This window comes from Devosia sp. T2-14, assembly GCF_055397495.1.
The window spans coordinates 3776441-3790464 of the sequence record NZ_AP027921.1 but is presented as its reverse complement, the minus strand read 5'-3'; the positions used below and the strand labels follow the sequence as shown (position 1 = coordinate 3790464).

Here is a 14024-nt window from a genome sequence, read left to right as displayed (position 1 = left end):
CGACATGGAAATTCTGACAGGCAATGAGCTGGTCTCAGGCGGCACCGTCTATCTCGACGGCAGTGGCACCTGGGTCGAAGACCTGCAGGCGGCCCGCCTGTTCTCCAAGGACGAGACTGCCGAGCGCGACGCCGCGCTGGCAGCCACCAAGGCGACTGGCCGCATTCTCAGCCTCGAAATCGAGGAAGTGACGCAGGAGGGCGGGGCCATCGTGCCGAAGCGCTTGCGCGAACGTATCCGGGCGGCGGGTCCCTCCGCGCCGCTCAATCTGAACGGCAAGGTCTACGACCGCCAGCATCTGGGTGAGGACGGTCATGTATCGATATGACGAATTCGACGCGGCCTTTGTTGCGGGCCGCACCGCGCAGTTTGGTGATCAGGTAAAGCGCCGCCTTTCCGGCGAGTTGTCGGAAGACCAGTTCCGGCCGCTGCGCCTGATGAATGGGCTCTACCTGCAGCTGCATGCCTACATGCTGCGCGTCGCCGTGCCCTATGGCACGATGTCGGCCCGCCAGCTGCGCAAGCTGGCGCATATCGCGCGGACCTATGACCGTGGCTATGGCCATTTCACCACGCGCCAGAACATCCAGTTCAACTGGCCCAAGCTCAAGGATATTCCGGTGATCCTGGAAGAGCTGGCATCGGTTGAGATGCACGCTATCCAGACTTCAGGCAATTGCATTCGCAACGTCACCACCGATCAGTTCGCCGGCGCCGCTGCCGATGAGGTGATCGATCCGCGCCCGATCGCCGAGATCCTGCGCCAGTGGTCGAGCCTGCATCCCGAATTTTCCTACCTGCCGCGCAAGTTCAAGATTGCCATTACCGGCGCTCCGAATGATCGCGCTGCCATCCGCTTCCACGATATCGGCCTGCAGGCAGCGACCAACGCGGCTGGTGATATCGGCTGGGAAGTCTGGGTCGGCGGTGGCCTGGGCCGCACGCCCATCGTTGCCAAGCTGATCAACAGCTTCGTGCCCAATGAGCACCTGCTCGCCTATCTCGAGAGCATCATGCGCGTGTACAACCGCTATGGCCGCCGGGACAACAAGTACAAGGCGCGCATCAAGATCCTGGTGCATGAAGAGGGGCTTGAGACCATCAAAGGCCAGGTCGAGAACGAGTTCGCACAGGTTCGTGGCGGCGTGCTGACGCTTCCGTCCGAAGAGGTGGATCGCATCACCACCTATTTTGCGCCGCCGGAATTCGCGACGCAGACGGCTACCCGCATCGATGTGGCTTACGAGTCCATCATCGACCCGGCCTATGGCCGCTGGCTCGACCACAATATCAATTCGCACCGCCAGCCCGGCTATGCCTCGGTGACCATTTCCGTGAAGCCTGTTGGCGGCGCGCCGGGGGACGCCACCGACGCCCAGATGGATGCGGTTGCCGATCTTGCCGAGCACTATTCGTTCGACGAGCTGCGCGTCACCCACGAGCAGAACCTCGTGCTGCCCCATGTCGCCATCGCCGATCTGCGGGCCGTCTATGACGGGCTGGTCGCGGCAAAGCTGGCTGACGGCAATAATGGGCTGATCACCGACATGATCTGCTGCCCGGGCCTCGATTTCTGCGCCCTGGCCAATGCCCGCTCCATCCCGATCGCGCAGGAGATTTCGCGGAAGTTTGCGGCTCCCGAGCGTCAGGCCGAAATCGGCGATCTCAAGATCAAGATTTCCGGCTGCATCAATGCCTGTGGCCACCACCATGTGGGCCATATCGGCATTCTGGGTGTCGAGAAGAAGGGCGGCGAGCTCTATCAGATCACGCTGGGCGGCGACGCCACCGAGCAGGCCGCGGTCGGCAAGATCATCGGGCCCGGCTTCGAGGCCGAGAATGTGCCCGGCGCCATCGAGACCCTTGTCGACACCTACATTGCCCGGCGCCAGAGCGCCGAGGAGACCTTCATCGAGGCCTATCGCCGGCTGGGTGAAGCTCCGTTCAAGGAGGCCCTCTATGGCGCTGCCTAAGCTCGCACCTGCCCAGCCTGCGCATGACAAGCTGCGTGCGCTCGGCATCCTGGCGCTCAACGGCATGTTTGACGAGATGGATGCTCTCGGCGTGCTCCGTTACGCCGCCAGCGACGTGCTGCCGGGCGACCTGGCCATTGTCTCGTCCTTCGGCGCGGACTCGGCAGTGCTGCTGCATCTGGTGGCGCAGGTCGATCCGTCGATGCCGGTCTATTTCCTCGAAACCGGCAAGCACTTCCCCGAGACGCTGGACTATGTCGAGACGCTCAAGAGGAACCTCGGCCTGCTCAACGTCCATGCAATTCACCCCAGCGAAAGCGACGTGAAGCGCTTCGATCCCAATGGCGACCTGTGGGAGACCGATCCGGATTCGTGCTGCCATATTCGCAAGACGGAGCCCCTGGAGCCCGTCACCGAGGAATATGCCGGCTGGGTCACGGGGCGTAAGCGCTTCCAGACCAAGGAGCGCGGCGTTCTCCCGCATTTCGAGTTGACCAGCGACGACCGCATCAAGGTCAATCCGCTGGCCTACTTCACCGATGCCGATGTCAATGCCTACAAGGTTGCCCACGGCTTGCCCGAGCATCCGCTGTTCGCTAAGGGCTACAAGTCGATTGGCTGCGCGCCCTGCACGTCGGTGGTTGCCGAAGGTGAGGATCCGCGCGCCGGACGGTGGCGCGGTCTGAACAAGAAAGAGTGCGGCATCCATTTCGATTTCAACGGAGCGATTGCCTCGCCAATGGTTGCTGCGACCCGACATACCCTCTGGAAAGATGGCGCCTTCATTGCCGACCCGTTCCACGAATGGGCCGAAGATGGCGATGCGGCGACGGCAAGCTACAAGCATGTTCCGCTGCCGGTGTTCCTCGCCAATCGCGATGCATTCCTCGCCAATCCGCACCCGCTGGGGCTGCTGGTCTCGCCCGGTGACCGCGTCGAGGACGTGGAAGATGATCTCAAGCGTTTTGCCTCGGTCGCCATCCTGTTTCCGGCTTTCACCGACGGGCGGGGTTATTCATCCGCGCGTCTGCTGGCCGAGCGCTACCAATATGCTGGCGAAATCAGGGCCATCGGCGACGTTCTGCAGGATCAAATTCCGCTGATGCGCCGTTGCGGCGTGACCGCTTTCGTGGTCACTCATGAGCCGACCCGGCAGGCACTGATCGAAAAGCGACTGCCCGAGGTCGCCATCTTCTACCAGCCGGTCGGGACCACCGAAGTCCCCGTCGGCACTCGACCCTTCCTTCGTCGCGTATCCTGATGTAAGTGGATCGGATAAGTCAGGATATCCTTCGGGATTTCCATCCACCGCGGCGTCGCTTAAAACACCGCGTCATTCCCGCGAAAGCGGGAATCTCCCTTTGACCGGGCAGGAGCTTCCCACTGCCCAGGGGAACGACGCTGAGACCAACAAGGCCCAGGCCTGAGATTTGAGACTGAAATGAGCACTGAAATCACCACCGATGTCGTCGTTATCGGCGCGGGGCCCTGCGGGCTGTTCGCGGCGTTCGAACTCGGGCTGCTCGATCTCAAATGCCATTTCATCGACATTCTGGATCGCTCGGGCGGCCAGTGCGCCGAGCTCTATCCCGAAAAGCCGATCTACGACATTCCCGGCTTCCCGGTGATTACCGGCCAGCAGCTGACCGACAACCTGATGGCGCAGATCGCGCCGTTCTCGCCGGAATTCCACTTCAACCGCATGGTCAACACCATCGAGAAGCAGGAAGACGGTTCGTTCAAGCTCACGACCGATGCCGACGAAATCTTCCACACCAAGGTGGTGGTGATTGCTGCCGGCGGTGGTTCGTTCCAGCCCAAGCGCCCGCCGGTCGAAGGCATTGAGGCCTTTGAAAACAAGTCGGTCTTCTATTCCGTTCGCAAGATGGATGATTTCCGCGGCCAGGACGTGGTGATCGTCGGCGGTGGTGACTCCGCGCTTGATTGGACCCTCAATCTGCAGCCGATCGTCAATTCGCTGACGCTGGTTCACCGTCGCCCCGTCTTCAAGGCGGCTCCGGCCTCGGTCAACAAGATGCATGAGCTGGTCGCCGAGGGGAAAATCAACTTCCTCACCGGCCAGGTCGCACGGCTCGACGGCGAAGACGGCCAGATCAACCACGTGCACCTGACCACCGATGCAGGCGATGTCTCGCTGCCGGCCACGCGCCTGCTGCCGTTCTTCGGCCTCACCATGAAGCTGGGTCCGGTTGCCGATTGGGGCCTTGAGCTCAACGACAACACCATCGTGGTCGATACCGAGAAGTTCGAGACGTCGGTTCCGGGCATTTTCGCCATCGGCGACATCAACTGGTACCCGGGCAAGCTCAAGCTCATTCTGTCCGGCTTCCACGAAGCAGCATTGATGGCGCAGGCGGCCAAGGCCATCGTTTCGCCCGGCGAGCGTGTTGTCTTCCAGTACACCACGAGCTCCACCAAGCTGCAGAAGAAGCTGGGCGTCGCCTAAACCATGAAGATCCATGTTACCGACCAGGCCGGCGAAAACCACGAGCTCGAAGGGCTCGAGGGCTGGCGCGTCATGGAGGTCATTCGGGATTGGGGCCTCAACATCAAGGCCGAGTGTGGTGGCGCGCTGAGCTGCGCCACCTGCCATGTCTATGTGGATGAGGACTGGTTCGACGTCGTTGGGGCGCCCAATGACGAGGAAGAGGACATGCTCGACAGCGTCGGCGATGTCCGGTCCAACTCGCGCCTGTGCTGCCAGATCCTGATGAGCGATGCGCTCGATGGATTGAAGGTCACCCTGGCCCCAAGCGCGGCCAAGGAATAGCGGGCGGACAACCTCAGGTAATGCTGGGGTTGTCGCGTTCCGCATCGAGCAGAATGCGGATTTTTTCCAGCACGGGCAGCGCCGCCTGCAGCTCCTCCAGCGGCACGTTTTCGAGCACATACTGCATCGCTGGCGCCATCCGCTGAATCGCCTCGTCGCGGAAGGCCCGTCCCTCTGGCGTCAGGCGCACGAGCTTCGAGCGGCCATCCGTAGGGTGCCGCTCGATCGCCACGAAGCCGTGGCCTCCCAGCACCGCAAGCGTGTGGGTCATCGTGGCCTTGGTCACCTGAAGCGCATTGGCAATCTCAAGCGGGGTGCGGCCATCGCCGAGCCGGACCAGGTGATTGAGTACCACGAAATGGGAGGGATGCAGGCCGAGCGGCATCAGCCGCGCAAAGAGCGCGCTACTCAGTTGCGAGACAATGCCGATCTCGTTGAAAAATCCGAAGACCTGGGCTCCGGCCTGCTCTTGGTTCATGGACGTTCCTAGATAATCTTGGCGGCGAGCGGCCAGCGCGGGCTGGGTGTAACGGGGCTGGCATAGCCCAGTCTCGCCAACATTTGGACGGTCCCGCCCGAGGGCGCAAGGATTTGATGCGCCTGCGCGTAGCACTCTGCCATTTCCGGAAATTCCTGCAGCGCCTGGCTCAGGGGCTGCACGCCGATACCGGCAGCCGTTGCGGCCAGATTGACGCGCACCCAGTCGCGTCCGGCCGATATCTGGTCCTGTCTGGTGTTGGTGGCGCTTACCAGCCAGATATGGGCCATGGCGCTCTCGGTATTGGCCAGCACCACCGCCTTGCCCTGGCTGAAGATCATCGAATTTGGATCGATGGCCGCCTCGCGAGTGAATTGGCCGAGCAGCACCAGGCTGTCAAACAATGGTCCGCCAAAATCGATGCCGTCCGGGTTTGCCTCGATCTCGGATTTGCCGAGCCGCATCAGGTCGACGCTTTCCTTGTAAGTGTGCGGCGTATCCAGCTCGATGACCATGGCCCGGCTGGTGAGTTCGCGCAGCGTGGCCACGTGAACTGGATCGGCGCTGCTGGCGATGGCCATGCCATGCGCGCCCGCACCATGCAGTGTGACGAGCGTGGAGGCAGCAACGGGCCGGTTCAGGTCATAGGGTTCCTTCAGCGACCGCCGGTTGAGCACCTGGGCGAAGAGCGGGTCCGGTGAGACGGTGGCGTCGGCAACAAAGCGGGCGCGAGCTATCGGTCGCTGATCAAGGCCTGTAGAGTCCTCGCCTTCGGGGAACAGTTGCAGGTCCACGCGATAGCCATCCTGCGCCGCCGCGAGAACCAGCAATTCGAGAAAGCAGCCGAGGCCAATGGTGATCTGCCGGTTGAACGGATCGGTGTGCGGCAGCAGGCGGGTCGTGTCGACATAGAGGGTGATTTCGTCGTCGGTGGCGAGATCGACCTTCCAGGGCTGACGATTGTGCGGGTTGGGCGCCAGGATGGCGTAGGACAGAGCCTTGCGGCGGGGCTCGTCGTAGAGGCTGGTTTGCGTCCACGGCAGCAGGGCTGCATCCGGCGTGCGGGTGGCGAGAAAGGCTGTGGTAGCGGCACCGGCAGCCAGCACAATGCCGCCGCCGGTCACCAGAAGGAATTGACGTCTGTTCATCGCAAGCTCCATTTAGTTCGATGCCGTACTAAGTAGTATGGCATCGAACTAAATTCAATGGGGCCTGCGGTGCCGTTATTCGGCGGCGATCTTGGCGCCGGCGTCGCCGTGGCGTTCCACAAACGTGGCGAAGCGACGGACAAAGTTCAGCAGCAGGGTGCGGGTCTCTTCGTTGGTCACTTCGTCGTGCTCGTCGAACAGGCCGGGCGTGGACTTGAGGAAGATTTCGGGCTGACCCATGAGGATCATGTCGAGATGAACCAGGATTGAGCGGAGCTGGGTCTGGGCAGTGGCGGCACCCACGGCGCCGATGGACGTGCCGGTGACGGCGACAGGCTTGCCTTCCCAGGAGCTCTGGCCCCACGGGCGCGAACCCCATTCCAGCGCGCTCTTGATGACGCCGGTGAAGGAGCGGTTGTATTCCGGGGTAACGATCAGCACGCCATCGGCGGCTTCGATCTTGCGCTTGAGATCCAGCACAGCCTGCGGCGGGTTTGCCCACAGGTCATTATTGTAATGCGGCAGCGCGCTCAGATCGATGAAATCAAAGTCGAGCAGCGGAGCAGCAAGCTTGGCCAGGGCCTTGGCATATTTGAGGTTGATGGAAGCCGCACTCAGGCTCCCAACGATGACGGCAACGGTAGGCATAAAACGTCCAGACAGTAACAATTAGTAACTGGCGGTGATATGCGCCCCGATCTTGTTTCGCTCAACGCGACAGTTTGATGCACGATCAGGTTTTCGCGGCCTCGCTGGTCACCTTGGTCAATTCCGGAATGTAGTCACGCACCGTCGGCTGGGTCTGCGTCTCGAAGGGCAGGGGGCGGACGACGCGCATTGCGGCAATGCCGACGCGCACGGTCATCAGGCCATTTACCACGCCTTCGCCGAGACGGGCCGAGAGCTTGGCCGCCAGGCTCTGACCCACGAGCTGCTCCACGACGCCGTCCGTGAGCACCAGGCCGCCTGTGACGGCCAAATGGGTCAGGATGGCGCCAGTGAGCCTCCACGAGCCAAAAAAGCCTGGGCGGGCTCCGTAGAGGCGTGCAATGGCCCCCGAGAGGCGGAAGCTCTCGTAGACGACGAAGGCAATGTCCACCAGCGCCCGCGGCGACACTGCGGTGACCAGCGCCACCCGCCGCGCCGATGACGCGGTGAGCGCGCGTGCCTTGTCGTCAAGCGGCGCCATCAGGCTGCGTTCGGCCAGCGCGATGATCTCATGGCCATCGAACAGGTGCGGCAGGTTCTGGTTGACGGTGTCGCGGGCTCGCGCGAGGTCGGCGCGATTGGCGTATATGCCTTCAAGCTGATCGGCGACATGCTTGGCGCGGGCCTGATCATTCTCGGCGGTGGCCAGTGCCGCGTCGCGCCGCAGGGCATCGAGCACGCGCAAGCGGCGGAGCGACAGCATTTCGCGCCCGGCCAGCACCACCAGCGACAGCACAAGCAAGGCCAGCACTACAAGGCCGGCCCAGCCAAGGATTTCGTAGCGGGCAAACAGGTCGCGGATCAGCCGGTCGGCGGCCAGCGCCAGCCCGGCCGAAACCAGAATGCTCGCGGTGGTCCAGGCGAGCTTGCCGACCCATCCCATCCGGCGGGGTGGCGGGGCGATCAGGTCATCGGCAGGCGGTGCGTCGAAGCCGGGTTCGGTGACCTCTACTGCGGCAGGCTCAAAGGCGCGCGGGGCACGCGTCATCGCCATGGTCTCGGCGGGCTTGGCGGTGGGGCGCGCAACGGGTTGTTTCATGCGAGCCAGTCTCCCACTAGAAAATCGAGGGCCCGGTCAAAACGGATATGGGGCAGCACCACATCGCCATTGGCGTTCCGATCGAGGTTTTGTGGTGGCATGAAGCGCAAGAAGTTCAGCGCGACCGGTGTGCCGTCCTCGAAAAGTGAATCCGGCCGCTCCGGCAAGTCCCCGGGAAACAAAGCGATTTCGGTTTTCCCGTCATAGGTGATGCCGCCCAGCGTCTCCCCTTTCATCGGCGTGCCGATAATGGTCGCCAGTTTTTCGCCGGCCTCGACGATGCTGCCTTCGCGTGTGGCGCGAATGCCTGCCAGCGCGATCGACCGCGTCTCCGCGCCAGCAAAGCTCGCGCGCTTGCGGGCATTGGACACCAGCCGATTGAGAATGGTCTCCAGCCGGTCATGGCTGGTGTGGTGCACGTGGTCTGCCTTGGTGGCGGCAAACAGGATCCGGTCGATCTTGCGCACAAAGGGGCGCAGCAGGGGATTGGTCTCGCCCTGCCGGAAGCATGAGAGGACGGAGGTCAGCGCCGTCTCAAGATCGGCCACGGCGGTGGGTCCGGCATTGAGCGCGCGCAGCGTATCGACCAGTACGATCTGCCGGTCGAGCCGGGCGAAGTGATCGCGGAAGAACGGCCGCACCACGCGGTCCTTGTAGGCCTCGTAGCGATGCTCAAGCATGGCATAGAGGCTGCCGCTGCGCACGCGTTGCGCCGCTGGCGGAAGGGGCGCAAAGGTCAGGGCTGGGGAGCCTTCGAGGTCGCCCGGCAACAAGAAGCGCCCCGGTGGCAAGGTCGAGAGCGCACCATGCTCGCGGCTGCGGCGCAGATAGTCGGTGAAAGCCGCTGCCAGCCGTTCCGCATCAGGGTCGTTGGCATCCCTATGCGGGTCGAGGCTATCGAGCGCCTCGAGAAACGGCGTGGCCTCCTTGCCCGAGCCGGGGCGGCGCGCCCGCTCCAGCGCCTCGGCGCTCCATTCGGCGAAGCTCAGGCCCAGCAAGGGCAGGTCGAGCAGCCACTCGCCGGGGTAGTCGACGATATCGAGATTGAGGGTCGAGGGGCCGGTCATGCCCGAATACCAGTGCTTGGACTGGTATTTGATCACCACCCGCAGCTGTGAAATCCGCCGTGTGCTTTCGGGCCAGCTCGGCGCCTTGCCGGTCAGCGCTTCAAGATGCTGCTCATGGGCGAAGCGCGGAATCGTCGCGTCGGGATACTCGGCCAGCTTTGCGCCGATGAAGCGGCCCTCGGCCAGCGGCGTGAACCCGGGCAGGCGGCCCCCGGTCAAAAGATTGTGCACCAGCGCCGTGATGAAGATGGTTTTTCCTGCGCGGCTCAGCCCGGTCACGCCCAGGCGCAGCGTCGGGGTGAACGCGCCAGTCGCGGCGTCAGCCAGATTGGACAGGGCAATGCCGAACTCGTCGACAATGGTGGTCGGTGGTTGGGGCAAGCGCTGGGTCCCTCGTGACATCGCAGAAGGTAGGGACTTGATGGGGCAATGCAAGCCCATGTCTGCACGTCACAATCCGGAACGCGCACAGGCCGCCGGACGTTTCTTCCTCAGATGCCAGAGGAGATATTCCGATGCAGAAACCGATTGTTGAAGTCGACACCACCATCGCGGCCGATCCCAAGACCATCTGGGCCGCCATGACGCGCAAGCACACCGCCATGTTTGCCGGAGCCGATGTCGACACCGACTGGAAGGTGGGGCACCCCATCACCTTTTCAGGCCGGTGGAAGGGCAAGGCGTTCAAGGATCACGGCGAGATCCAGAGCCTGAAAGAAGGGCGGGAGCTCAGCTTCACCCATTGGAGCGAAATGGACGGAACGCCCGACAAGCCAGAGAACTATCACATCGTTCGTTATGTCCTGGAGCCGCATGGCCACAAGACCATGGTCAAGCTCAGCCAGACCAATATGGGCAATGCCAAGGTCGATGCATCAACGCGCCAGGAATACGAGAAGAACTGGCGCATGATGCTTGATGGGCTCAAGGACGCCGTGGAGAAGAAGCACTAAACGAAACGGGCCCCCGCGGGGGCCCGTTGTTTTTACTGGCCGACCTCGTCGATATTGTACGGCGTGGTCTGGTAGATTTCGTTGATCCAGTTCTGGAACATCAGATGCCCGTGGCTGCGCCAGCGGTTCTCCGGCGTGGCTGAGGTGTCGCCATTGGGGAACAGGTTGGCGGGCGGCGGGGTGTTGAGCCCCGCCTTCACGTCGCGCTCATACTCATCGGCCAGCGAGCGGTTGTCATATTCGAGATGGTTGAGGAAGTGCACGGCGCGGTGCTTTTTGTCACCGAGCATGCACACCCCGATCTCCGGATTGTCGATCAGGATTTCGAGATCAGGCCCGATCGTGGAGCGGTCGATGTCATTGTAGCGCGACACCGGAACCATCGGGCTGTCCGAGAAGCCGCGCAGGAATGGCGAGCGCGGATTGATCACCTGATGACGGAACACGCCAAATGCCTTCTCGGCCATGCGATAGCGCTTGGTGCCGTGGAAGTGGTTGAGCGCCGCCTGCGCACCCCAGCAGATGAACATGGTGTGGTGCACGTTAGTCTGCGTCCAATCCATGATTTCGAGCATTTCGGGCCAGTAGCGCACCTCCTCGAAGGGCAGGTTGGCTACGGGTGCGCCGGTGACGATGAAGCCGTCAAACTTCTTGGCCCGCACTTCCTCCCACGTTTTGTAGAACGTGTTCAGGTAATCCTCGGACGTGTTCTTGGACTGATGGTCGGTCACGCGCACCAGAGTCAGGTCAACCTGCAGGGGCGTTGCGCCGATCAGCCGGGCGAACTGGGTCTCGGTCCGCTCCTTGTTTGGCATCAGGTTGAGCAGGCCGATTTCGAGCGGGCGGATGTCCTGGCGCGCGGCGCGCGCCGAATCCATCACGTTAACGCCCTCGTCTTCGAGGGTCTTGCGAGCAGGCAGGTCGTCGGGAATTCGAATAGGCATATCAGCCTCTTGAGCGAGTTGGATCGAAAAGCGATTCAGGCGGGCGCGTCTCCAGGAGGAGGACGCGCTATCGCATTCGCTGTTCGATCGCGGCTGCCATCAGGTCGATAAACTCGTCGCCATCGCGAACCGTTGCCAGGTCCGAGGCTTCGACAACATAGCCGAAATTGTCCGCCAGCGCCTGGTAGCGCGGCAGGCGGTCATGCAGCAGGGCTTCGAAGCCCCAGGCGCCAAACCCGGCCGGGTCGACATCGCAGTCGCTGACGATGCCGTTGATCAGCTTGTACTCGGCCCATTTCTCGATGAGGAATTCGGGCCGGTAATACATCGGCTTGGGGCTTTTCTTGAACCGGCGCACCAGCTCATCGGCATCCTTGCCGGTGCCGCGGATGTAGAGCAGGGCGGTGGAGCCTGCCAGCGTCTTGATCACCGGGTCTTCCGGGTCGGTCGGGTCGATGACCTCGATCAGCGAGCCGCCGGTGTCAGCGATGAAGTCTTCATAGCCATAAAGGGCCTTGGCGCGCTCGATGAAGTGCGGCACGTCCTGCAACGCAGCGACTTCGGCCACGCGATGCTGCTCCTGGCGGCGCTGGTATTCGGCCAGCGGCAAGCCGCCCTTGTCCGGATTGCCGGGCGTGCCGAGATAGCTCGAAAGCGGATCGAGGTTGTCGAAGGTCAGGTTCGACGAGATGTAGATCGAATCCGAGCGCAGCAGGTCGGCCAGGAACGGCACCTTCATGGCTTCGCGCTTGAAATTGTCGACGATGTACTCGCCCATGTAGCGCGTGCCGATGCGGTAGTCGGCCGAATAGTGAAACCAGCTGCTGGCCCGCAGCATGGCGCTGAGGCGCGTCTTGCCGACGCCCGCCATGCCAAAAACTGTCACGGCCCGGCGTGGGGCTTTCACAAACTCGTCGGCACTACTGAACAGCATGGAATGTCCCGGAATTGAGCTTCTGCATTAATGCAAGCGCCCCCGCTTCACAAGCGGGCGGCAAATTCTGCCGGACGCCCGGACTCTATTGCCGGGATGTCGCCACATTTGGACGTGTCCGGACCAAATAATGCAGCAAAAACAACGGTTAGTCGAGTTGGCACTGCGCTTGCATTGATTGTGGGTGAAACGCGCCCAATGGCGCAATTGGGGCATACGGAGTATCAGATGGGCATTTATGGCGCTCTTTCCAGTGCGGTGACCGGCCTGCGGGCTCAGGCGCATGCGCTCGAAAACATTTCGGGCAATATCGCGAACTCGCAAACGACTGGCTACAAGCGGATCGAGACCGACTTTCTCGACCTGATCCCCGACGCGCCGATTTCCCGCCAGGTTCCCGGTGCCGTGCTGGCGCAGTCGCGCGGCACCAATGACGTCAAGGGTGACATCAAGACGGTCTCGAATGAGACCTTTATCGCCCTGAACTCCAATGGCTTCTTCGTTGTGGAGCCCAAGATTGGCCAGTCGGATGGCAATCCGATCTTTGGTGGCACCAACTTCTATACCCGCCGCGGCGATTTCGAGATCGACAAGGACGGCATGCTGGTCAACGGTGCCGGCTATTACCTCAAGGGTCTGCCGATCGATCCGGGCACGGGCAACGTTTCGGGTTCGGTGCCCGAGCCGATCCGCCTGTCAAATAGCTTCCTGCCCGCGCAGCAGACCAATCGCGTGAACTACCAGGCCAACTTGCCCCAGTTGCCCAAGACTTCGTCCTACAAGGCGTCGGTGTTCAATAGCGAGCTGCTGCAGGCCAAGGACTACGTTGCTGCCGGCGCCTGGTCGCCCGCATCGGTCACCGGCACGGCCGCGCTCGTCGGTACTGATCCTGCCACGGCGCTTGCCGGCCAGACCGTGACCCTGAAAATCAACGGCACCAGCACGACCTTCGAATTCTACACCACCGCGCCCTATACCGGCTCCAACCAGGGCGTCGATGCTTCGGGCAATATCGATGACGCGCTTGCCAAGCTGCAGGCGTCGATCCGCGCCAATGGCGGCCCCTCGGCTGCCAGCGCCGTCGCCAAGCTCAATGGCTCGGGCTTTGTCGAAGTGACCTTGGGCGATGATCACTACGCCCGGTTCTCGGTTGAGGCTGCGTCCGGTGGTCTCGGCCTGACGGCCGGCACCGTTTCGTCCGCGCCGGTTCGCCCAGCGGTGAACAGCATTACGGCCGATCAGGACAAGCTTTTCGTCAACAACTCGATCTCGGGCGGCGCGGTCACCGTGTTTGCTGAAAATGGCGCTCCGGCCAACGTGCAGATGCGCTGGGCCAAGGTGTCGAGCGCCGAAGCAGGTGGTGCCGATACCTGGAACCTCTTCTACATGTCCGATAGCCGCGCAACGGGCGGCGCCGAGATGTGGAAGCGCGTCAATGCCGACTTCACCTTTGGCGGTGACGGTTCGCTGCTCTCGCCCACCGACGCATCGGTGCAGCTGAACAATCTCCAGATCAACGGCGTCGCCGTCGGCGATATCGAGTTCCGCTACGATACCAACGGTCTCAGCCAGTTCGCCGACGTCAACGGCACGGCAAACGTCTCGACGCTCAACCAGAATGGTTACGGCGCCGGTGAGTTCGTCTCGGTGGCCATCAACGACAATGGCCGCGTGGTTGCCTCCTACTCCAACGGCGAACGCATCGACATGGCGCAGGTCATCACGGCCGAATTCAACGCCATCAACAAGCTGAAGCGCCTCGATGGCGGCGTGTTCTCGAGCACGTCGGAATCGGGCGAGGCGATCTTGGATCTGTCCGGCTCGGGCATCATCGGTGGGGCCCTCGAAGCCTCCAACACCGATATCTCAGACGAGTTCACCAAGCTGATCGTGACGCAGCAGGCCTATGCCGCGGGCACCCGCATCGTGAGCACCGCTGACGAGATGCTCCAGGAAGCTCTCAACATGGTCCGCTAAGCGGAGCCGGAA

14 protein-coding genes are annotated in these 14024 nt (G+C 62.4%); 7 read left to right on the top strand and 7 right to left on the bottom strand.

The genetic code is table 11. The features are described from left to right. The first annotated feature begins 4 nt into the window (after positions 1-4). The 5 genes from ACZ5WT_RS18725 to ACZ5WT_RS18705 all read left to right on the top strand — a co-directional run bounded on the left by ACZ5WT_RS18725 (position 5) and on the right by ACZ5WT_RS18705 (position 4764). On the top strand, positions 5-328 hold the full coding sequence (locus ACZ5WT_RS18725; RefSeq protein ID WP_464285265.1) for a DUF2849 domain-containing protein: 324 nt from the start codon (positions 5-7) through the stop codon (positions 326-328). After that, entirely contained in the window at positions 315-1973 is a 1659-nt protein-coding gene (locus ACZ5WT_RS18720) for a nitrite/sulfite reductase (protein ID WP_464285264.1), read from the top strand. The genes ACZ5WT_RS18725 and ACZ5WT_RS18720 overlap by 14 nt, the downstream gene beginning before the upstream one ends. Further along, positions 1960-3234: a phosphoadenylyl-sulfate reductase gene (locus tag ACZ5WT_RS18715; RefSeq protein WP_464285263.1), complete on the top strand. Its 1275-nt coding sequence runs from the start codon at positions 1960-1962 to the stop codon at positions 3232-3234. The genes ACZ5WT_RS18720 and ACZ5WT_RS18715 overlap by 14 nt, the downstream gene beginning before the upstream one ends. 180 nt (positions 3235-3414) lie before the next feature. Beyond that, positions 3415-4440, top strand: a complete 1026-nt coding sequence (locus tag ACZ5WT_RS18710) for an NAD(P)/FAD-dependent oxidoreductase (protein ID WP_464285262.1) — start codon at positions 3415-3417, stop codon at positions 4438-4440. Positions 4441-4443: 3 nt separating this feature from the next. After that, positions 4444-4764 carry a 2Fe-2S iron-sulfur cluster-binding protein gene (locus tag ACZ5WT_RS18705; RefSeq protein WP_464285261.1) on the top strand — a complete coding sequence of 107 codons (321 nt, stop codon included), beginning with the start codon at positions 4444-4446 and terminating at the stop codon, positions 4762-4764. Between the two features lie 13 nt (positions 4765-4777). On the opposite strand, the gene ACZ5WT_RS18700 is transcribed toward ACZ5WT_RS18705, so the two are convergent. The 5 genes from ACZ5WT_RS18700 to ACZ5WT_RS18680 form a co-directional block, all read right to left on the bottom strand. Further along, positions 4778-5242 carry a MarR family winged helix-turn-helix transcriptional regulator gene (locus ACZ5WT_RS18700; protein ID WP_464285260.1) on the bottom strand — a complete coding sequence of 155 codons (465 nt, stop codon included), beginning with the start codon at positions 5240-5242 and terminating at the stop codon, positions 4778-4780. Positions 5243-5250: 8 nt separating this feature from the next. Continuing rightward, positions 5251-6390, bottom strand: coding sequence for an Acg family FMN-binding oxidoreductase (locus ACZ5WT_RS18695; protein WP_464285259.1), 1140 nt, complete (start codon positions 6388-6390; stop codon positions 5251-5253). A 75-nt stretch (positions 6391-6465) separates the two neighbouring features. Next, positions 6466-7038: an NADPH-dependent FMN reductase gene (locus ACZ5WT_RS18690; protein WP_464285258.1), complete on the bottom strand. Its 573-nt coding sequence runs from the start codon at positions 7036-7038 to the stop codon at positions 6466-6468. 85 nt (positions 7039-7123) lie between these two features. Then, positions 7124-8137: a YcjF family protein gene (locus ACZ5WT_RS18685; RefSeq protein WP_464285257.1), complete on the bottom strand. Its 1014-nt coding sequence runs from the start codon at positions 8135-8137 to the stop codon at positions 7124-7126. Further along, on the bottom strand, positions 8134-9606 hold the full coding sequence (locus tag ACZ5WT_RS18680) for a YcjX family GTP-binding protein (RefSeq protein ID WP_464285256.1): 1473 nt from the start codon (positions 9604-9606) through the stop codon (positions 8134-8136). Before ACZ5WT_RS18680 ends, ACZ5WT_RS18685 begins: the two co-directional genes overlap by 4 nt. 113 nt (positions 9607-9719) lie before the next feature. Here ACZ5WT_RS18680 and ACZ5WT_RS18675 point away from each other — a divergent pair, with 113 nt between their 5' ends. Further along, complete coding sequence (locus ACZ5WT_RS18675; protein WP_464285255.1) at positions 9720-10157, top strand: SRPBCC family protein; 438 nt, start codon at positions 9720-9722, stop codon at positions 10155-10157. A 32-nt stretch (positions 10158-10189) separates the two neighbouring features. Here the strand turns inward: ACZ5WT_RS18675 and ACZ5WT_RS18670 are convergent, their stop codons facing one another. Then, the gene (locus ACZ5WT_RS18670) at positions 10190-11101 is read right to left on the bottom strand and encodes a homoserine O-succinyltransferase (protein ID WP_464285254.1); all 912 of its coding nucleotides are present in this window, start codon (positions 11099-11101) and stop codon (positions 10190-10192) included. 67 nt (positions 11102-11168) lie between these two features. After that, positions 11169-12035 carry an ATPase gene (locus ACZ5WT_RS18665; RefSeq protein WP_464285253.1) on the bottom strand — a complete coding sequence of 289 codons (867 nt, stop codon included), beginning with the start codon at positions 12033-12035 and terminating at the stop codon, positions 11169-11171. Positions 12036-12263: 228 nt separating this feature from the next. On the opposite strand from ACZ5WT_RS18665, the gene ACZ5WT_RS18660 reads away from it, so the two are divergent. Next, positions 12264-14012 (top strand): flagellar hook protein FlgE, encoded by a 1749-nt coding sequence (locus ACZ5WT_RS18660; RefSeq protein ID WP_464285252.1) that lies wholly within the window; start codon positions 12264-12266, stop codon positions 14010-14012. Positions 14013-14024 lie beyond the last annotated feature (12 nt).